The 19059-nt window shown below is 69.7% G+C and carries 17 protein-coding genes; 12 read left to right on the top strand and 5 right to left on the bottom strand.

Annotation, left to right across the window (positions count from 1 at the left end; translation table 11 throughout):
• The first annotated feature begins 58 nt into the window (after positions 1 to 58).
• Positions 59 to 2284 carry a glycoside hydrolase family 3 N-terminal domain-containing protein gene (locus tag QMK34_RS28455; RefSeq protein WP_326417569.1) on the top strand — a complete coding sequence of 742 codons (2226 nt, stop codon included), beginning with the start codon at positions 59 to 61 and terminating at the stop codon, positions 2282 to 2284.
• A 143-nt stretch (positions 2285 to 2427) separates the two neighbouring features.
• The gene (locus tag QMK34_RS28450; protein WP_326417568.1) at positions 2428 to 3411 is read left to right on the top strand and encodes a DUF6454 family protein; all 984 of its coding nucleotides are present in this window, start codon (positions 2428 to 2430) and stop codon (positions 3409 to 3411) included.
• A 79-nt stretch (positions 3412 to 3490) separates the two neighbouring features.
• Here the strand turns inward: QMK34_RS28450 and lpdA are convergent, their stop codons facing one another.
• Genes lpdA through pip form a run of 4 tightly spaced genes read right to left on the bottom strand, consistent with a single transcriptional unit; the run spans position 3491 to position 7174 of the window.
• Entirely contained in the window at positions 3491 to 4882 is a 1392-nt protein-coding gene (gene lpdA / locus QMK34_RS28445) for a dihydrolipoyl dehydrogenase (protein ID WP_326417567.1), read from the bottom strand.
• 25 nt (positions 4883 to 4907) lie between these two features.
• A complete protein-coding gene (locus QMK34_RS28440) occupies positions 4908 to 5705 on the bottom strand; it encodes a lysophospholipid acyltransferase family protein (protein WP_326417566.1) in 798 nt (265 codons plus the stop codon).
• 55 nt (positions 5706 to 5760) lie between these two features.
• Positions 5761 to 6165 (bottom strand): nitroreductase family deazaflavin-dependent oxidoreductase, encoded by a 405-nt coding sequence (locus tag QMK34_RS28435; RefSeq protein WP_326417565.1) that lies wholly within the window; start codon positions 6163 to 6165, stop codon positions 5761 to 5763.
• A 31-nt stretch (positions 6166 to 6196) separates the two neighbouring features.
• Complete coding sequence (gene pip, locus QMK34_RS28430) at positions 6197 to 7174, bottom strand: prolyl aminopeptidase (RefSeq protein WP_326417564.1); 978 nt, start codon at positions 7172 to 7174, stop codon at positions 6197 to 6199.
• 82 nt (positions 7175 to 7256) lie between these two features.
• Between pip and QMK34_RS28425 the strand changes: the two genes are divergently transcribed.
• From QMK34_RS28425 to QMK34_RS28385, 9 genes are all read left to right on the top strand, one after another.
• A complete protein-coding gene (locus QMK34_RS28425; RefSeq protein ID WP_326417562.1) occupies positions 7257 to 8294 on the top strand; it encodes a LacI family DNA-binding transcriptional regulator in 1038 nt (345 codons plus the stop codon).
• A gap of 155 nt (positions 8295 to 8449) precedes the next feature.
• Positions 8450 to 9163, top strand: a complete 714-nt coding sequence (locus QMK34_RS28420; protein WP_326417561.1) for a response regulator transcription factor — start codon at positions 8450 to 8452, stop codon at positions 9161 to 9163.
• A gap of 2 nt (positions 9164 to 9165) precedes the next feature.
• On the top strand, positions 9166 to 10476 hold the full coding sequence (locus QMK34_RS28415) for a HAMP domain-containing sensor histidine kinase (RefSeq protein WP_326417560.1): 1311 nt from the start codon (positions 9166 to 9168) through the stop codon (positions 10474 to 10476).
• Positions 10477 to 10792: 316 nt separating this feature from the next.
• A complete protein-coding gene (locus QMK34_RS28410; protein ID WP_326417602.1) occupies positions 10793 to 12187 on the top strand; it encodes an amino acid permease in 1395 nt (464 codons plus the stop codon).
• On the top strand, positions 12184 to 12975 hold the full coding sequence (locus tag QMK34_RS28405; RefSeq protein WP_326417559.1) for a carbon-nitrogen hydrolase family protein: 792 nt from the start codon (positions 12184 to 12186) through the stop codon (positions 12973 to 12975). Before QMK34_RS28410 ends, QMK34_RS28405 begins: the two co-directional genes overlap by 4 nt.
• Positions 12972 to 14666 carry a flavin monoamine oxidase family protein gene (locus QMK34_RS28400; RefSeq protein WP_326417558.1) on the top strand — a complete coding sequence of 565 codons (1695 nt, stop codon included), beginning with the start codon at positions 12972 to 12974 and terminating at the stop codon, positions 14664 to 14666. The genes QMK34_RS28405 and QMK34_RS28400 overlap by 4 nt, the downstream gene beginning before the upstream one ends.
• A 24-nt stretch (positions 14667 to 14690) precedes the next feature.
• Positions 14691 to 15311 carry a TetR/AcrR family transcriptional regulator gene (locus tag QMK34_RS28395; protein WP_326417557.1) on the top strand — a complete coding sequence of 207 codons (621 nt, stop codon included), beginning with the start codon at positions 14691 to 14693 and terminating at the stop codon, positions 15309 to 15311.
• A gap of 158 nt (positions 15312 to 15469) precedes the next feature.
• On the top strand, positions 15470 to 16339 hold the full coding sequence (locus QMK34_RS28390) for an alpha/beta fold hydrolase (protein WP_326417556.1): 870 nt from the start codon (positions 15470 to 15472) through the stop codon (positions 16337 to 16339).
• Positions 16340 to 16432: 93 nt separating this feature from the next.
• Complete coding sequence (locus QMK34_RS28385; RefSeq protein WP_326417555.1) at positions 16433 to 16894, top strand: hypothetical protein; 462 nt, start codon at positions 16433 to 16435, stop codon at positions 16892 to 16894.
• On the opposite strand, the gene QMK34_RS28380 is transcribed toward QMK34_RS28385, so the two are convergent.
• Positions 16789 to 18051, bottom strand: coding sequence for a PucR family transcriptional regulator (locus QMK34_RS28380; RefSeq protein WP_326417554.1), 1263 nt, complete (start codon positions 18049 to 18051; stop codon positions 16789 to 16791). The two genes, QMK34_RS28385 and QMK34_RS28380, sit on opposite strands and share 106 nt — an antisense overlap.
• Positions 18052 to 18155: 104 nt before the next feature.
• Between QMK34_RS28380 and QMK34_RS28375 the strand changes: the two genes are divergently transcribed.
• A complete protein-coding gene (locus QMK34_RS28375) occupies positions 18156 to 19016 on the top strand; it encodes an SGNH/GDSL hydrolase family protein (RefSeq protein WP_326417553.1) in 861 nt (286 codons plus the stop codon).
• Positions 19017 to 19059: the final 43 nt, after the last annotated feature.

Raw genomic sequence — 19059 nt, 5'->3', positions numbered from 1 at the left:
GGTCCCCGCCATGAAACAGCCCGAGAGTCACGCAACCGATCACGCGACGACCGAGGGGGTGAACCGGAGGAGCCTGCTCGCCGGCTTCGGCGGCCTGCTCGCCGCCGGTGGCGTGGCGTCGACCGGTCTGCTCACCGCACCCGCGGCCGCGGACCCCGCCGCCCCACCGAAACGGGACGAACGGGTCGAGGCACTGCTCAGGAAGATGACGCTCGCTGAGAAACTCGGCCAGCTGCAGCTGGTCGGCGACGAGACAGCCGCGCGGACGTCACTCGCGACCGGCCAGCTCGGCGGCGTCTTCTCGGTGGTGGGCGCGGCGAAACTCAACGCGCTGCAGCACCTCGCCGTCGAACGGACCCGGCTGCGCATCCCGCTGATCTTCGGCCTGGACGTGATCCACGGCTACACCACCAACTTCCCGATCCCGCTGGCCCAGGGCTCGAGCTTCGACCCCACGGTGGCGGGCACCGACGCGTCGGTCTCGGCGCAGGAGGCCCGGCGCAGCGGGATCCACTGGACCTACGCCCCGATGATGGACGTCACCCATGAGCCCCGCTGGGGCCGGATCGCCGAGGGATACGGCGAAGACCCTTATCTGGCAACGAAACTCGCCGTGTCGAAGGTCCGCGGCTACCAGGGCGACGACTTCTCCTCGCCGGACCGGCTCGCCGCCTGCGCCAAGCACTTCGTGGCCTATGGCGGCGCGGAGGGCGGACGCGACTACAACACCGTCGACGTCTCGGTGCAACGGCTGCACAACCACTACCTGCCACCGTTCAAGGCTTGCGTCGAAGCCGGGGTGGCGACGGTGATGGCCAGCTTCAACACCATCAGCGGATCGCCGGCCCACGGCAACGGCTACGTCCTGCACGAGATCCTCAAGGGCGGCTACGGTTTCCCGGGTTTCGTCGTCAGCGATTACACCAGCATCCAGGAGCTGATCCTGCACGGACTCGCCGCGGACGGCGCGGACGCGGCGACGGCCGGGCTCTCGGCCGGTGTCGACATGGAGATGGTCAGCACCAATTACGTGCGGTTCGGGCAGCGGCTGCTGGCCGAACGCCGGATCACCCGCGACGAGATCGACGACGCCGTCCGCCGGATCCTGCTGGTCAAGTTCAAGCTCGGGCTCTTCGAACGGCCGTACACCGACGAGTCCGGCGAAGTGAAGATGCCGTCCGCCGCGGCGCTGGACAAGTCGCGGCAGGCCGCCGGCCGGTGCATGGTGCTGCTCAAGAACGACGCACAAACGTTGCCACTGGCCAAATCCGTCGGCTCGGTCGCCGTCGTCGGCCCACTGGGCACGGCGACCTACGATCTCAACGGCACCTGGTCGGGCCTGGGCACCGGCGCGGGCACGACACCGCCGGTGACCGTGGTCGACGGGATCAAGGCCGCGGCGCCCGGAGCGAAGGTGACGTTCACCGCGGGCTGCACGGTCGACGGCACCGGCACCGGCGGATTCGCGGCCGCGCAACAAGCGGCCCGCGCCGCGGACGTGACCGTCGTGGTGGTCGGCGAAACCGCCGCCATGAGCGGCGAAGCGGCGGCGCGCAGCGTCATCGACCTCCCCGGCGTCCAGCAGCAGCTGGTGGCCGCGATCAAGGAGACCGGGAAGCCGTTCGTGGTGGTCCTGATCAACGGCAGGCCACTGACAATTCCTTACCTGCACGAAAACGCCCCCGCCATCCTCGAGGCGTGGGCACCCGGCGTGCAGGGCGGCCACGCGATCGCGGACGTCCTGTTCGCCGTGGTGAACCCTGGCGGCAAACTGCCGGTGAGCTTCCCGCGCGCGGTCGGCCAGATCCCGATCTACTACAACCACGAGAACACCGGCCGCCCGGCTGACCCCGGCAACAAGTACACGTCCAAGTACCTCGACCTGGAGTCCGGCCCGCTCTACGAGTTCGGCCACGGCCTGTCGTACACGACGTTCCGCATCGACGGCCTGCGCCTGTCGGACACCCGGATGTCGTTGCGTGGCGGCAAGATCCAGGTCAGTGTCCAGGTGACCAACACCGGCGGACGCGCGGGCGACGAGGTCGTCCAGCTGTTCCTGCGCGATCCGGTGGCCACCATCGTGCAGCCCGTCCGGCGGCTGCGCGGTTTCGAGCGGGTCACCCTGGCGGCGGGCGAGTCGCGAACGGTCTCGTTCACCCTCACCACCGAGGATGTCGGCTTCTACGACAACGCCGCGACGTTCCGCGTCGAGCCGGGCAAGATCGAGGTCTACGTCGGCAACAGCGCGTCGGCCGCCCTGACCTCGAGTTTCACCGTCGGCTAGCCGTTCCCTGGGGCACGGCTAACGCCCTCCCCGCCCACCGGCCGGGAGGGCGTTGGCGTCCCGCAGGCACGGCGACGCCCGGTGTTCACCTTCCCCGGCTAACGTCCGCGCCGCCGGCCTGGGCGTCCGCAAAAAGGAGAACCGTGTTGAAGAAAGTCAGCAGGCGCACAGCCGCGGTCGCGGCGTCGATAACGCTGGTCATCAGCGGCACGGTCACGGCACAGGCCGTGACCGACGGGCAGCACGACGGCGGTGACGGTCCGCTGGCCCGGGGCTTGACGGCGCTCGACCGCGGCACCGCGTGGTCGCTCACCGGCAAACTGAAGCTCACGTTCCCGACGTTCCACACCGAGGGCCTGGCCTTCGCGGGCGACCGCATGTTCCTGTCCTCGGTCGAGATCATCGAGCCGACCCGGAAGTACCCGACCCCGCAGGGCGGCTACGACCGGACACCGGGCAAGGGGATCGGGCACCTGTTCGTCATGGACCGCCAAGGCCATCTGCAGAAGGACATCACGCTGGGAGAAGGGGACAACTACCATCCCGGCGGCATCGAGTCCGACGGCCGGAACATCTGGGTCGACGTCGCCCAGTACCGGCCGGACAGCAGCGCGATCATCTACCGCGTCGACGCCACGACGTTGCAGGTCCACCGGCAGTTCGACGTGCGAGACCACATCGGCGGCATCGTGGCGGACAGGACGACCGGCCATCTCGTCGGCAACAGCTGGGGCTCGCGGCGCTTCTACGAATGGACCCAGGAAGGCAGGCAGATCCAGACCTGGAAGAACCCGGGCAATTTCATCGACTACCAGGACTGCCAGTACGTCCCGGCCCGCAAAATGCTCTGCGGCGGCATCGCCGGACTGCCCCAGACCCCCGCCGCCGGAGGTGGCACGTCCCCCGGTTACGAACTCGGCGGACTCGCCCTGATCGACCTGCGCGACCACTCGACCATCAACGAGGTCCCGTTCCAGTACTGGTCCAGCGCGGGGCACGTGATGACCCGGAACCCGCTCAAGATGGCGGCGGACGACGCGAAGCTCACCCTGTGGGCCGCGCCCGACAACGGCGAGGAAACCAACGGCACGGAGCTCTTCACCTACCAAGCCACCCCCGCGACCTGAACCCCGTCACCACCGCGAACAAGTCCCTGAAGGCCACCATGACGGCGTTAAACGCCGTCATGGTGGCCTTCAGGGGCAACTACATGTTGATCATGTGGCCGGCCAGGCCGTGGATGGCCTCCTTCACGGCCTCGCCCAGGGTCGGGTGCGCGTGGACGTTGCGGGAGATCTCGTGCACCGTCAGGTCCCACTGCTGGGCCAGGGTCAGCTCCGGCAGGAGCTCGGTGACCTCCGGGCCGATCAGGTGCGCGCCCAGGAGCTCGCCGTGCTCGGCGTCACTGAGGATCTTGACGAAGCCGACGGGGTCGCCGAGGCCGTGGGCCTTTCCGTTGGCGGTGAAGGGGAATTTCGCGACCTGGACGTCGTAGCCCTTTTCGCGGGCCTGCTCCTCGGTCCAGCCGAAGCTCGCGATCTGGGGCTGGCAATAGGTTGCGCGGGGGATCATCACGAAGTCGAGCTCCATGGTCTCCGCGCCCGCGATGGTCTCGGCGGCGACCACGCCCATCGACTCGGACGCGTGGGCCAGCATCAGTTTCGCCGTCACGTCGCCGATCGCGAAGATGTGCGGGACGTTCGTGCGGCCGCGCGAGTCGATCGCGATCGCGCCGCGTTCGGTGACCTCGACGCCGGTGTTCTCCAGGCCGTAGCCCTCGATGTTGGGCCGGAAACCGATGGCCTGCAACACCTTGTCCGCTTCGAGTACACGCTGCTCGCCGTCCTTCGCGGACACCGTCACGAGCACCTTGCCGCCCGACGAGTCGTCGATGGCCTCCACCTTGGTCGAGGTCAGCACCTCGATCCCGAGTTTGCGGTAGCGCCGGGCCAGCTCAGCGGACACCTCGGCGTCCTCCAGCGGGACCATCCGGTCGAGGTACTCGACGATCGTCACGCGGACGCCGTAGTTGTGCAGCACGTACGCGAACTCGACACCGATCGCGCCGGCACCGGCGATGACCACGCTCTCCGGCAGTTCCGACTCCATGATCTGCTGCTCGTAGGTGACCACGCGCTCGCTGCGCGACGTCCCTGGCAGCAGCCGCGCCGTCGCGCCGGTCGCGATCACGCAGTGGTCGAACGTGAGGCGCTCGCCGTTGACCTCGATCGTGGTGGCGTCGACGAACGTGCCGTGCCCGTCGTACTCGGTGATCTTGTTCTTCTTCATCAGGAAGTGCACGCCCTTGACGCGCCCGTCGGCCACCTTGCGGCTGCGCTCGTACGCCGCGGCGTAGTCGAAGCGGATCTCACTGTCGGAGGAGATGCCGAAGGATTTCGCTTCCTTGGTCACGATGTGCGCCAGCTCGGCGTTGCGCAGCAACGCCTTCGACGGGATACAGCCGACGTTGAGACAGACGCCGCCCCAGTATTTCTCCTCCACGACCGCCGCGCTCAACCCCAGTTGAGAGGCTCGGATCGCCGCCACGTAGCCACCGACCCCGGCACCCAGCACCACGACATCAAAGTGTGCACTCATAACAGAAAACCTACCCCCATCCGGGCTACCGGGCGGGTGACTCTCCTCGCGCCCGGACCAGCAGCTCGGTGATCGCCGCCATGATCCGCGCCGTGGCCTCCTCCAGCACCTCGCGGGTCGGGTCCGGCCCGGCGAGATCGGTCAGCTCCACCGGCGGACCGGCGATCAGATCGACGGTCTTGCGCGGGAAACCGCGCGGGAACCAGGCGGTGGCGGGCAGCAGGTGGTGGGTGCCCCAGTTGGCCACCGGGACGACCGGCGCACCGGTCACGAGCGCGATCCGCGCGACGCCGGTCTTGCCCTTCATCGGCCACCCGTGCGGGTCGTTCGAGAACGTCGCCTCGGGGAAGATGCCGACGCATTCGCCCGCGAGGACCGACGCGACGGCGTCCCGATAGGCACCACCAGCCGCGGTTCCGCGATACACCGGGATGTGCTTGCCCGAGCGCATGATCGAGCCGATGACCGGCACGTCCCACAAACTCGCCTTCGCGAGGTACCTCGGCACCCGGCCGCCCGCCAGCACGAACGCGGTCAGGGTGGTCGGGTCGGCGAAGGACAGGTGGTTCGACGCCACCAGCACGCCACCCGAACGAGGGATGTTGGCCGAGCCTCGGACGCGGAAGCGGGTGAACAGCACCAGGAACTGCCAGATGATGTCGATCGCCATGCTGTACCAGGCGCCCCGGCCGGCGCGGGCGAAACGCCGGCCGAGCGCCACCATCTGCCGGGCCGTCAGGAGCTCGCCTTCGTTCTCCAAAGCGGTCCAGCGTTCTCGGGTTCGGTGTTCTCGCGTTCGGTGTCCCAGCGCCATGACGGTCATTCGTAGCCGATCCCGCCCCGGATCGGCTCCCGTCACCGGCCGAACGCGGCGCGGATCACACCCGCTCGAGCACCACGACGGGGATCTCACGGTCGGTCTTTTTCTGGTATTCGTTGTAGTCGGGCCAGACCTTGGCCAGCGCTTCCCAGAGCTTCGCGCGCTCGGCGCCCTCGGCCGTCCGGGCGTGCGCGGTGTACTTGTCCGCCTTGACCTGGACCTGCACCTCGGGCTTGGCCTCCAGGTTGAAGTACCAGCCGGGGTGGTTGGGCGCGCCGCCCTTGGAGGCCACGATCACCGCGTTGCCGTCGACGATCTGGTAGATGAGGGCGAACTTGCGCTCCTCACCGGTCTTGCGGCCCGTGGTCGTGAGGACCAGGGCGGGCACGCCGTCCTGCCAGTCGTGGCCGACCTCCCCGTCGGTCTCCTCGTAGCGGCGAACGTGCTCGTCACCGAAAAGCATGAATGCTCCCTCATCTCGTCAGTCGTGCAGGTCAGTCGCCCGGTGCCCAGTCTGCCGCGAACGCGTCCGTCGCGCTGACCAGCTCGTGCAGCGTCCCGGGCTCGTCGAACGCGTGCCCGGCGTCGCTGACGACGACGAGCTGGGCTTCCGGCAGCGCCTGGCAAAGCTCCCAGGCCGTGACGACCGGGGTGACTACGTCATAGCGTCCCTGGATGACTACGCACGGGATGCCGTCGAGCTTCCCGGCTTCGCGGAGCAGCTGGTCCTCGCTGAACCAGCCGCCGTGACGGAAGTAGTGGTTCTCGATGCGGGCGATGGCGAGCGCGAAGGCGGGCTCGGTGAAGGCGTCGATCACGTCCTGCGCTGGCCGCAGCTTCACCGTCTCGCCCTCCCAGCGGCTCCACGCGACGGCCGCCGGGCCGTGCACGTCGGCATCAGGATGGTGCAGTAGCTCGTGATAGACCTCGATGAGGTTTTCGGCGCGCCGCGCGTACGGCACCGGGCGCAGGAACCGCGCCCACGCTTCGGGGAACAGGAAGCCCGCTCCACCACCGAAAAGCCATTGCAACTCCTTTACCCGCAGGGTGGCGACCCCTCGCAGCACGAGTTCCGTTGTCCGTTCCGGGTGTTTCTGGGCGTAGGCGAGCGCGAGGGTGCTCCCCCAGGAACCGCCGAACACCTGCCAGCGCCTGATCGCGAGGAATTCGCGCAGCTGTTCGAGATCGGCGACCAGGTGCCAGGTCGTGTTGACCGCGAGATCGGCTTCCGGGGTACCGCAATGCGGTGTGCTGCGGCCGCAACCGCGCTGATCCAGCAGGATGATCCGGTACCGTCGCGGGTCGAACAGCCTTCGTTGCCGGGCGTTGGCCCCGCCGCCCGGCCCGCCGTGCAGAAAAACCACGGGTTTGCCCGCGGGATTTCCGCATTCCTCCCAGTAGATCTCGTTGCCGTCACCCACCGGCAGCATCCCGTGGTCGTAAGGTTCGATTTCCGGGTACAGACCGATCATGAACGACACTATGCCCGAAGCGACACTGTGTTTGACGTGACACTGTGTTTGACGCGTTTGATGCGACAACAGGAGGATCACCATGAAGGCCCGGCCGCACGTGACGCTGTCCGATGTCGCCCGCACCGCGAACGTGTCGCTCGCGACGGCGTCACGGGTACTCAACGGCACCACCAACGTCCGGGGTGACCTACGCGATCGGGTGGTGTCCGCGGCGTCCGAGCTCGCCTACACCCCGAACGCTCACGCACAGGCACTCGCCGGCGGTTCGCATCACACGGTCGGGGTCATCTGCCACGACGTCGGCGACCCGTACTTCGCCGCCATCGCGGGCGGGGCGATGCGGGTGGCGAACGACAACGACCTGCTCGTCATGCTCGCCAACACCTTCCGCGATCCCGGCCGGGAAGTCGCCTACGTCTCGACGCTGCGGGCGCAGCGGGCGTCGGCGATCCTGCTGATCGGCTCGGCGTTCGAGGACAGGGCCTGGGAACGCGCGATGGCCGCCGAACTGGAGCCGTACCGGCGCGGCGGCGGCCAGGTGGCCGCGGTCAGCAGGCATCGCGGGCTCAAGATCGACACGGTCCAGCCGGAGAACCGCGCCGGGGCCGCCGCGCTGGCGAAAGCGCTGTTCGGCCTCGGACACCGCAAGTTCGCGGTGCTGGCCGGGCCCCGGAAGCTCAGCACCGTGGTCGACCGCCTCAGCGGATTCACCGACGAACTCGCGTCGCACGGGGTGAAACTGCGCGAACAGGACATCGTCGAAGACGCGTTCACCCGCGACGGCGGCTACTCCGCGATGTCGAGGGTCCTGGCCGGAAAGAAGCTGCCGACCTGTGTCTTCGCGGTGACCGACGTGATGGCGATCGGCGCGATGACCGCGGTGCGCGAAGCGGGCCTTTCGGTGCCGGGCGACATCTCGATCGCCGGTTTCGACGACATCCCGGTGGTCAGGGACCTCACACCGGCGTTGACCACCGTCGCGCTGCCACTGGAGGAGCTTGGCGAGCGGGCGATGGAAATGGCGATCAAGGGGTCCACCGGGACCAGGGCGCGGGTGGTCCGGATGGCAGGCGAGGTCGTGCTCCGCGGCAGTACCGCTCCCCCGCACCAGCGCTGACTGTCCCTGAAGGCCACCATCACGGCGTTAAACGCCGTCATGGTGGCCTTGAGGGGCAACTCGACACGGGCCGCGGAAGCGGGCCTGACCTGGGGATGGGGAGGTTTGCGGACTTCCACAGGGTCACCGCCCGGTTCGGTCGTTACGCTGCGGTCATGTCGAGGTTGCTGGTGGTGGAAGACGACGAGGCGATCGGCAGCGTCCTGGAATCGAGTCTCGGGCTGCACGGCTACCAGGTCAGCTGGCAGCGCAGCGGGCGGGCGGCGCTGACCTGCGCCGAACGGGGCGACATCGACCTCGTGCTGCTGGACCTGGGGCTGCCGGATCTCGACGGGGTCGAGGTGTGCCGACGGCTGCGGGCGATGCTGCCGGGGGCGGTGCTCGTGATCCTCACAGCGCGCCAGGACGAGATGGACGTCGTGGTCGGGCTCGAAGCCGGCGCCGACGACTATCTCACCAAGCCGATCCGGCTGGCCGAGCTGCAGGCCAGGGTGCGGGCGCACCTGCGGCGCGGGGTGCCGGGGCCGGACAGCAAGCCCGCGATCACCGTCGGCAGGCTGCGGGTGGACACCGCCGGGCGGCGGGTGAGCCTCGCCGGGCAGGAGGTCGTGCTGCGGGCGAAGGAGTTCGACCTGCTCGCCAGGCTCGCCGAGGAGCCGGGGGTCGCGGTCAGCCGGGACACGCTGATGACCGAGGTCTGGGACGCGCACTGGTACGGCTCGACGAAGACGCTCGACGTGCACATCGCCGCGCTGCGCCGCAAGCTCGCGGACTCGGCGGGATCGCCCGGTGACGTCCCCAGCATCTCCACGTTGCGCGGGCACGGCTACCGGCTGGAACTGCCCGCCGCCCGAGTCGGGGAGCCCTAGGCGTGCGCCGCCGGATCGTGACGCTGACGGTGGTGGCGGCAGTGGTGGCGATCAGCCTGTTCGGTCTGCCGCTGGGATTCGCGGTGTCACGGTTCTACGCCGGGAACGAGACCTCCGAGCTCGAACGCGCCGCGGACGCGGCCGCGGTGTCCGTCGCGGCCGACTTCGCCGCCGCGCGCACGCCGCGGGTCGGCCCCGCGAAGGACCGCGAAGTCAGCATCGGCGTGTACTCCCCGGCGGGAGTGCTGCTGGCCGGACAGGGGCCGGCGACGGCGGACCCGGTCGTGCGGGCCGCCGCGGGCACCGACATGAGCACCGGTGAGGCCGGTGACGAGCTGGTGCTCGCCATCCCCGTCGTGAACGGCGCCGAGCTGGCCGGGTTCGTCCGCGCCGCGGTGCCACACTCGGAGCTGGTCTGGCGCACCGCGGCGACCTGGCTGGCCATGCTGGGCTGCGCGGTGGTCGCGGTCGCCACCAGCTGGATGCTCGCCCGCCGCATCACCGCCCGGCTGGTCAAGCCGCTGGAGGAGCTCTCGTCGGCGGCCGAGCGGTTCGGCGACGGGGACTTCACCGTTCGCGCCGCGCCCAGCGGGGTGCCCGAGATCGACCAGGTCGCCGACGCCCTCAACACCACGGCCCAGCGGGTCGGCGAGACGCTCGAGCGTGAGCGGACGTTCTCCGCCGACGCCTCGCACCAGCTGCGGACCCCGCTGACCGGCCTCCGCCTGCAGCTGGAAGCCGGGCTCGAGCCGGGCCGCGACCCCTACCTCGCGATCCACTCCGGCATCGCCGCGGCCGATCGGCTGGAGCGCACCATCGACGACCTGCTGGCACTGGCCAGGCAACCCGGCGCGGCGCGGGCGCTGCTCGACCTCGACGCCCTGCTGACCGAGGTCGACCAGGCCTGGCGCGGGCTCATGGACGGGCGGGGCAGGCCCCTGCACATCGACTTCGGGCAGGCGCCGCCCGCGCGGGCGGCGGCCGCGGCGGTCCGGCAGATCCTCGGGGTGCTGGTGGACAACGCGGTGACCCACGGCCAGGGCGCGGTGACCGTGACGGCCAGGGACGCCGGTGAGGTGCTCGCCATCGACGTCGTCGACGAGGGACCGGGGCTCGACAGTGACTTCGATCCGTTCAGCGCCGCCAGGAGCGCTCCGGCCGGCCACGGCATCGGGCTGCGGCTGGCTCGCAGCCTCGCGGAGGCCGAGGGCGGGCGGCTGCGGCTCAGCAGGCCCGAGCCCCCGACGTTCACGCTGCTGCTGCCCGCCGGGCGGGCCGCGGCGGAAGTAAAGGGCCCGGCCGATGTGGGTTAGGGGGGGTCACCCAAGGTCGGCCGGGCCACCAGACCGTAAAGCCTCGCAGGCCAGCGGCCGGTTCCCTCGGGGTGAACCCGAATTTGCCTGCCGGGACGCTGCGAAACGAATCGTCGAGGATTCCTCGCATAGCACACTAGATCACTGAAAATTAGTCGTCTTGCACAACGTATCGGTGTTTTCTGGACCGGAATTCGAACGATATCGTGATCCGGAACAGCGGCGCCGTCACGCGTCATGCCTCAGCGAGGAGGAACCCCACGTGAACGACCCCAGCAGTTCGGCGCCGCCGAGCGACGGGCGGCTCCGCACCGCGATGCTGCGCCGCAAACCCGTCGCCGACCTGGTCGCCGAGGGCGGCCACGGCGAGGGCGGGAACCTCCGGCGCTCGCTCGGGCTGACCCAGCTGACGACGCTGAGCATCGGCGCGACGCTGGGCAGCGGGATCTTCGTGGTGCTCGGGGAGGCCGTGCCGGTGGCCGGGCCCGCCGTGGTGCTGTCGTTCGTGCTGGCCGGGATCACGGCCCTGTTCTCCGCGCTGTCCTACGCCGAGCTCGCCGGGATGATCCCGCTCTCGGGTTCGTCCTACTCCTACGCCTACGCGACGCTCGGCGAGCTGGTGGCGTGGGTCTGCGGCTGGTGCCTGGTGCTGGAGTACGGGGTCTCGGTCGCCTCGGTCGCGGTCGGCTGGGGGCAGTACCTCAACGAACTGCTGCGGCTGGTGTTCGGCTTCGCCATCCCGGACGCGCTGAGCCAGCCGCCCGGGGTCGACGGCGGGGTGGTGAACGTCCCGGCCATCGTGGTGGTGCTGCTGGCGATGCTGCTACTGATCTCCGGCGCCAAGGAGAGCGCGCGGGCCAACACGATCATGGTCGTGGTCAAGATCGCGACGCTGGTGCTGTTCTGCGCCATCGCGTTCACCGCCGTGCAGGCGAAGAACTTCAGCCCGTTCCTGCCGCTGGGCCTGGCCGGGATGAGCGCGGGCGGGGCGAAGCTGTTCTTCTCCTACATCGGGTTCGACGCCGCGTCCACCGCCGGGGAGGAGGCCCGCGACCCGCAGCGCGACCTGCCGCGCGCGATCCTGCTCTCACTGGCCATCGTCACCGTGCTGTACTGCCTGGTGGCCTTCGCGGCCGTCGGGGCGCTGCCGTGGCAGCAGTTCGGCGATCAGCAGGCCGCGCTCTCGCACGTGCTCAGTTCCGTGGTGGACAACAAGATCTGGTCCATCCTGCTGGCCATCGGCGCGATCGTGGCGATCTCCAGCGTGGTGCTCACCGTGCTCTACGGGCAGACCCGGATCCTGTTCGCCATGTCGCGCGACGGGCTCGTCCCGAAAGCACTGTCCAAAGTGGATGCCAAAACCGGCACGCCGAAGGTCAACACCATGATCGTGTCCGGGTTCGTGGCGGCGCTGGCGGCGTTCATCCCGCTGGGCAAGCTCGCGGACGCGACCAGCATCGGCACGCTGTTCGCGTTCGGCCTGGTCAACGTGGCCGTGCTGCTGCTACGCCGTCGCAAGCCGGACCTGCCACGGACGTTCCGGGTGCCGTTCTCGCCGGTCACGCCGATCATCGGGGTGGCGTGCTGCGCGTACATGATGCTCAGCCTCGACGGCGCGACCTGGATCGTGTTCGGCGGCTGGATGCTGCTGGGACTGGCGCTCTACTTCGGCTACGGCGTCCACCGGTCGCGGCTGGCGGGCAAGTCGTGATCGTCGCCGTCCACCAGGGCCCGTTCGCCGAACTTCCCCAAGCCGCCGCCGACGCGGCCGCCCGCGGCGCGGACCTGCTGGTGGCCGCCGAAATGATCACCACCGGCTACAACATCGGCGCGGCCGCGCACGAACTCGCCGAGCCCGCCACCGGGCCGGGCGCGGCAAGCATGGCCGAGCTCGCCCGCGAGACCGGCATCGCGCTCGCCTACGGCTATCCAGAGCGGGACGGCGAGCAGGTGCACAACAGCGTTCAGCTCGTCGGCGCCAACGGCGGGCGGCTGGCGAACTACCGCAAGTCGCACCTGTTCGGTGAGCTCGACCGCACCTGGTTCACCCCCGGCGCGGACGCCGTGGTCCAGGCCGAACTCGGCGGGCTCACGGTCGGCCTGCTGATCTGCTACGACGTCGAGTTCCCCGAGCTGGTGCGCGCGCACGCGCTGGCGGGGACCGAGCTGCTGCTAGTACCGACAGCGCTGATGAGCCCGTACGAACTGGTCGCGGACACCGTGGTGCCCGCGCGCGCCTACGAGAGCCAGCTCTACGTCGTCTACGCCAACCGCTGCGACACCGAAGGCGAGCTCACCTACTGCGGCCGCAGCTGTGTCGTCGCTCCGACGGGTGCCGTACTGGCACGGGCGGGCGCAGGTGTGGAGCTGATCACCGCCGAGGCCGACCGCTCAAAGCTGCTCGCGTCCCGCGCCGAGAACACCCACCTCGCGGATCGCCGCCCCGAGCTCTACCGCACCCTGATCGCGCCCTTGACAGCTGAAGGACCTTCCGCATGACCTCCGCCGTGCCCACCGCGATCCACACCGACGAACCCGCCGGGCGGCCGATCACGATGTTCGGCCCCGACTTCCCGTTCGCCTACGACGACTACCTGAAGCACCCGGCCGGGCTCGGCTCGGTGCCCGCCGAGGCGCACGGCACCGAGGTCGCGGTGATCGGCGGCGGCCTCTCCGGCGTCGTCACCGCGTACGAACTGATGAAACTCGGCCTGCGCCCGGTGGTCTACGAGGTCGCCGAGCTCGGCGGGCGCCTGCGCTCGGTCGGCTTCGACGGCTGCCCGCCCGACGTGATCGCGGAGATGGGCGCGATGCGCTTCCCGCCGTCGTCGACCACGCTCTTCCACTACATCGACAAGACCGGCCTGGCCACGAAGCCGTTCCCGAACCCGCTGGCGCCAGAGACCCCGAGCACGGTCGTGGACCTCAAGGGACAGAGCCACTACGCGACGACGGCCGAGGAGCTGCCCGCGGTGTTCGGCGACGTCGCCCGCGCCTGGCAGCGCACGCTGGACGAGCACGCCGAATTCGGCGAGATGCAGGCCGCGATCCGGGACCGGGACGCCAAGACGATCAAGCGGATCTGGAACGAGCTGGTCGAAAAGCTCGACGACCAGACCTTCTACGGCTTCCTCTGCGACTCTCCCGCGTTCGCCTCGTTCCGCGATCGCGAGACCTTCGGCCAGGTCGGTTTCGGCACCGGCGGCTGGGACACCGACTTCCCGAACTCGATCCTCGAGATCCTGCGCGTGGTGTACACCGGCGCGGACGACGAGCACCGCAGCATCGTCGGCGGCAGCCAGCAGCTGCCGGTGCGGCTGTGGGAACGCGCGCCAGGCGAGCTCGCGCACTGGCCGGCGGGCACCAGCCTGAAATCGCTGCACGCGGGCGGCCTGCCCAAACCGGGCGTCGCACGGCTGCATCGCACGGCGCCGGGCAACATCACCGTGACCGACACCGAAGGCCACATCCGGACCTTCGGCGCGGCGGTGTTCACCGCGCAGAGCTGGATGCTGCTGTCCAAGATCGCCTGCGACGAGGCGCTGTTCCCGATCGACCACTGGACGGCGATCGAGCGCACGCACTACATGGAGTCCTCGAAGGTGTTCGTGCCGGTGGACCGGCCGTTCTGGCTGGACACCGACCCGGCGACCGGGCGCGACACGATGAGCATGACGCTGACCGACCGGATGCCGCGCGGCACCTACCTGCTCGGCGACGATCCCGGCGCGCCCGCGGTGATCTGCCTGTCCTACACCTGGGCGGACGATTCACTGAAATGGTTACCGTTGTCGGTTTCCGAACGGGTCGAGGTAATGCTCCAGTCACTGGCCGAGATCTATCCCTCGGTCGACGTCCGGCGGCACATCATCGGCGATCCGGTGACCGTGTCCTGGGAGGCGGAGCCGCATTTCATGGGCGCGTTCAAGGCCAATCTCCCCGGCCACTACCGCTACCAGCACCGGCTTTTCACCCATTTCATGCAGGACCGGCTGGAACCGCGTTATCGTGGGCTGTTCCTCGCGGGTGACGACGTTTCCTGGACGGCGGGCTGGGCCGAAGGCGCCGTGCAGACGGCGCTGAACGCGGTGTGGGGAGTACTCCGGCATTTCGGCGGCGCCACCGATCCGGCGAATCCCGGACCGGGCGACCTTTTCGACGACATCGCCCCCATCAGCCTGCCCGACTGAACCGATCATGCGAATATATGTTGTATGAACACCGAGCCCGCGCCGAGATGGCGACGACTGGAGCCGGACGAGCGGAAGGAACAGATCTTCGTCTGCGCCGCCCGGCTCTTCGGCGAACGGCCATACTCGGCGGTGTCCACTTCGGACATAGCGGCCGCGGCCGGAGTGGCCAGGGGCTTGATCAACCATTATTTCGGCACCAAGCGCGAGCTGTACCTCGTGGTGATCCGGCGGGCGCTGACCGTGCCGCGCCTCGCCGTGGACATCCTTCCGGAGGGTCCGCTGGAGCTACGGGCCGACGTGGCCATCGACTGGTTCCTCGACATGGTCACCAGTCAGGAGAAAATGTGGCTCGCCGCGATCGCCCCGGAGGGCATCGGACGGGACCTCGAGGTGGAGCGCATCCTCGAGGAGGCGGACCGCGAGTCCGCCGACAGGGTGCTCGAAGCCGTCGGGCTCTCCCGCGAGAGTGAACACGGCCAGGAGCTCAACGCGCTGGTCAGGGCGTTCGGCGGGATGGTCAAGGCGGCGGGCCGCGAATGGCTGGTGCGGGGCGCGCTCAACCGCGAGCAGGTGCACATCCTGCTGAGCAGGTCGCTGGTGACGCTGGTCGGCGAAGTGTTCCCGCGGATTCAGGGCGCGTAAAGAACCCCCGGCACCTCGAGGGGGAGGTGGGTGCCGGGGGCTCAACCGGGAGCGAGCCCCCGGCATCGGTGCACAGTACGCCCGCCCGCTGTCACGTCGCTGTCAACTCCCGCGCCGGGAAGCGTGCCGGTGCGGCGGCTTTCAGGCAGTATTGGGACATGCCCCGCGCACACTCGAACGGCCTAGAGCTGGAATACGAAACCTTCGGCGACCAGGCCGACCCGCCGTTGGTGCTCGTGATGGGACTGGGCGCGCAGCTGACCGTGTGGGACACGGGATTCTGCGAGCTGCTCGCCGCGCGGGGGTTCCACGTGGTCCGCTTCGACAACCGGGACATCGGCCTGTCGACGTACTTCGACGACCTGCCCGCCCCCGACCTCGCCGCGCTGATCGGCGGCGATCTCAGTACCGCGCCGTACCTGCTGTCCGACATGAGCGACGACACCGTGGGCCTGTTCGACGCGCTCGGGTTCGCCAAGGCGCACGTGGCCGGCGCCTCGATGGGCGGGATGATCGTGCAGCAGCTGGCGATCGACCACCCGGACAGGCTGCTGAGCGTCACCTCGATCATGTCCACCACCGGCGACCGCTCGGTCGGGCAGGCCACGCCCGAGGCGATGGCCGCGCTGATGCGCCCACCCGCCGCCACCCGCGAGCAGAACATCGAAGAGAGCGTCAAAGCCTCGAAGGTGACGGCGGCGCCCGGCTACCCGCCGCGGGAAGACGAGCTGCGCGCGAAGATCACGGCGAACTACGACCGCGCCTACCACCCGGCGGGCGCACTGCGGCAGGCCGCGGCGGTGACCGCCTCCGGCGACCGCACCGAGGGGCTGCGGAAGGTGGACCTGCCGGTCTCGGTCATCCACGGCGCGGGCGACCCGCTGATCGACGTCAGCGGCGCGAAGGCCACCGCCGAGGCGATCTCCGGCGCCGAACTGGTGGTGCTGCCCGGAATGGGGCACGACCTGCCGCAGGAGCTGTGGCCGGAGATCGTGGAGACGATCGTCAGGACCACGGCCCGCACCTGAGCCGTGTCAAGACGGTGTCAAAAAAGACTGTCCGCGCGTAGGGAAAGTGTCCTGCACCCGAAGGCGTGACAGCGGCCGGGTTCCACTGGAGGCATGAGGACCAGGACTCTTCCGGACGGAAGGCTCGACGGAGGTTTCGCCTTCCCGCTCGGCTGTGTGGCGGTGGTGACCGCCGCGACGGCCGCGGGTCTTTCCGGTGCGGCGGCCCGGCCGGGGTACGCGCTGTTCGCACTGGTCCTGGTCGTTCTGGCGTTGTCCGCGTACACCGGCCCGGCTGCGGCACTCGGGGTGACCGCGGTCGCTTGGGCCGTCCAGTCCGGCTTCTTCGTGGGGCGAGCCGGGCAGCTCGTGTTCGACGCCGAGTCCGCCCGCGCCGCACTGGTGCTCGCCGCGGGCGGACTCACCGGCCTCGCGCTCGGAGCCGTCTTCCGGTTCGTGCGTGCGGCCGGTCAGGTCACCGAGATCCCCGAGATCCCGGCACCGCGGCGTCCGGTTCCCGATCCGGCCCGGCGGGCCGCGACGGCCGCCAGCATGCGCGGCAGGCCCGCGGGCTGAACCGGATCGACACCGGTGAGCTGCTGCACGCGCCGCAGCCGGTAGTCGACGGTGTTGGGATGAATGTGCAGGGCCGCGGCCGTCCGGCGGCGGTTGACCTGCTGGGCCAGGTAGCACTCCAGCGTGGTCAAGAGATCCGGATGGCGCTCCAGCGGCGCGAGCAGCGCGGCGAGCCGGTCACGGGCGGCGCCCGGCCGGGTGAGCTGGTACTCGACCAGGACGTCGTCGATCCGGTAGAGCCCGGGTTCGCGCCCGAACCAGGACAGCACGTCGAGCACCTCCCCGGTCCGTGCGGCGGCGCCGGGCACGTCCTGGGCCGCGGCGTCCTCGCCCGCGGCGGTCACCGGGGCGCCCGCCGCCTGCGCGGCACGGCCGACCACCGCACGCCAGTTCGTCCAGTCCACTTCGGACACTCCGGAAGTGAGCGGCAGCAGCACGATCCCGCCGGCGCCCTCCATCGAGGCCAGTACCGGGGCCGCGCACACCTGCTCGAAGGTGGCCAGGAAGCGCCGGAGTTTGCGCCGGACCGCGATCGCGGTGTCCACGGTCGGCGCTCCTTCGTCCGCGTGCCTGCCGAGCGTGACAGTGAGCACCAGATACCGCTCCGCCCTGGCCACCGCTTCGACCGGTTCACCCGCGAGCAGGGCGGAGAGCAGGGTACGCCGGGAGTCGTGCTCCTGGCCCAACTTGGTGCGGAGCTCGTCGAGGTACCCGCTGGTGACGGCGCCCGAGATGGCGCCGAGGAAACGCAGCACCTGATCCGCTGTCGCGGCGAGCGCGGGCAGGTCTCCTTCGCTCGCCTGCGCCGCGATGAACGCGAAGATCTCCCTGACACCGACGTGGTACGCGGCGAGGACGGCCTCCAGCGGGAAGCCCTCCTCCGCCCGCCGCGCCGCCGAAGCGCTCACCTGCAGGAGTTCGCTCTCGCCGAGCGGCCGCTGCTCACGCAGGCTTCGCACGAAGGCACGTAGCGCGTCGCGGGTGATTCCGGCGATGTCCCCGCGCAGCTCCTCGGCGGGCAACCGCCGGTAGTCGGGGACCTCGCGCTTGATCCGTTCGAGCACGCGCGGCAGCAGTTCGGGGACCGAGCCGCCCAGCAGCGTGTGGACGGGGACGCCGCCCACGACGGGCACGTCGGGCTCGTTGTGCTGCGTCACAAACTCCGCTCCCTTTTTCTGCTCGGATTCCCAGCGGCGGACGTGACCCCCGCCACTGATGATGTCACGAACACCAGATTTTGGTGACCATCAAGGAGGATGGCGTGCAGCTCAGTGCAAAGCGGACCTGGTTCACCGCGCTGGCGGTTTCGACGATGCTGGCCGGTTCGGCGGTGACGGCGTCGGCTGCCGAGTCCCCGGGCGGCTATGTGGCTCTCGGTGACTCCGCGGCGGCGGGCCCGCTGATACTCCCGGCCGACACGTCTTCGCTGGGCTGCCTGCGTTCGCTGGCCGACTACCCGCACGTGGTGGCGAAGCAGACCGGGGCCGCGCTGACCGACGTCACCTGTTCGAGTGCGACGACAGCCGACTTCACCGGTCGGCAGCAGACGTTCACCGGACCGGTGGCTCCGCAGCTCGACGCGGTGGACACGCGGGCGAAGACGGTCACGCTGACCATCGGGGCGAACGACGTCGGCCTGGTCAGTGCCGTACTGACCTGCTTGAACCCACTACCCGGCGTCATCCCGTCGTGTGCGAACCGGTTCACCGCGGGCGGGCACGACCAGCTGGCCGAGAAGATCGACGCCTTCGCGCCGAAGTGGGGCGAGCTGCTGGACCAGATCGCCGCCCGCGCGCCCGAGGCGGACGTCTACGTGGTCGGCTACGGGACCTACCTGCCCCACAACGGCTGCTGGCCGATCGTCCCGCTGTCGGCGAAGGACGCGAACTACGTCCAGGGGACGATCGGTCACCTCGACGAGGCGCTCGCCGGTCAGGCACAGGCGCACGGCGCGAAGTTCCTCGACATCCGGCCGGTGAGCGTCGGGCACGACGCGTGCCGCCCGCCGTCGAGCAAGTGGTTCGAAGGCCTGATCCCCACCGCGATCGCGGCGCCCCTGCACCCGAACAAGGCGGGCATGGCCGGGATCGGCACCTACCTCGCCACCACCATCACCACCTGACCCCCCCGCACCCCCGCAACTCGTCGACGAGTCGTGGTCTCTT

It is taken from the genome of Amycolatopsis sp. H20-H5 (assembly GCF_035828755.1).
Classification (GTDB): domain Bacteria; phylum Actinomycetota; class Actinomycetes; order Mycobacteriales; family Pseudonocardiaceae; genus Amycolatopsis.
The sequence above is the reverse complement of the archived record's forward strand: the minus strand, read 5'-3'. Positions and strand labels throughout refer to the sequence as shown.

Bases quoted from the DNA above. Each gene is read 5' to 3' on its own strand.
- lpdA (WP_326417567.1), bottom strand. From the start codon at position 4,882: ATGAGTGCACACTTTGATGTCGTGGTGCTGGGTGCCGGGGTCGGTGGC.
- QMK34_RS28440 (WP_326417566.1), bottom strand. From the start codon at position 5,705: ATGACCGTCATGGCGCTGGGACACCGAACGCGAGAACACCGAACCCGA.
- QMK34_RS28435 (WP_326417565.1), bottom strand. From the start codon at position 6,165: ATGCTTTTCGGTGACGAGCACGTTCGCCGCTACGAGGAGACCGACGGG.
- pip (WP_326417564.1), bottom strand. From the start codon at position 7,174: ATGATCGGTCTGTACCCGGAAATCGAACCTTACGACCACGGGATGCTG.
- QMK34_RS28425 (WP_326417562.1), top strand. From the start codon at position 7,257: ATGAAGGCCCGGCCGCACGTGACGCTGTCCGATGTCGCCCGCACCGCG.
- QMK34_RS28420 (WP_326417561.1), top strand. From the start codon at position 8,450: ATGTCGAGGTTGCTGGTGGTGGAAGACGACGAGGCGATCGGCAGCGTC.
- QMK34_RS28410 (WP_326417602.1), top strand. From the start codon at position 10,793: ATGCTGCGCCGCAAACCCGTCGCCGACCTGGTCGCCGAGGGCGGCCAC.
- QMK34_RS28400 (WP_326417558.1), top strand. From the start codon at position 12,972: ATGACCTCCGCCGTGCCCACCGCGATCCACACCGACGAACCCGCCGGG.
- QMK34_RS28395 (WP_326417557.1), top strand. From the start codon at position 14,691: ATGAACACCGAGCCCGCGCCGAGATGGCGACGACTGGAGCCGGACGAG.
- QMK34_RS28390 (WP_326417556.1), top strand. From the start codon at position 15,470: ATGCCCCGCGCACACTCGAACGGCCTAGAGCTGGAATACGAAACCTTC.
- QMK34_RS28385 (WP_326417555.1), top strand. From the start codon at position 16,433: ATGAGGACCAGGACTCTTCCGGACGGAAGGCTCGACGGAGGTTTCGCC.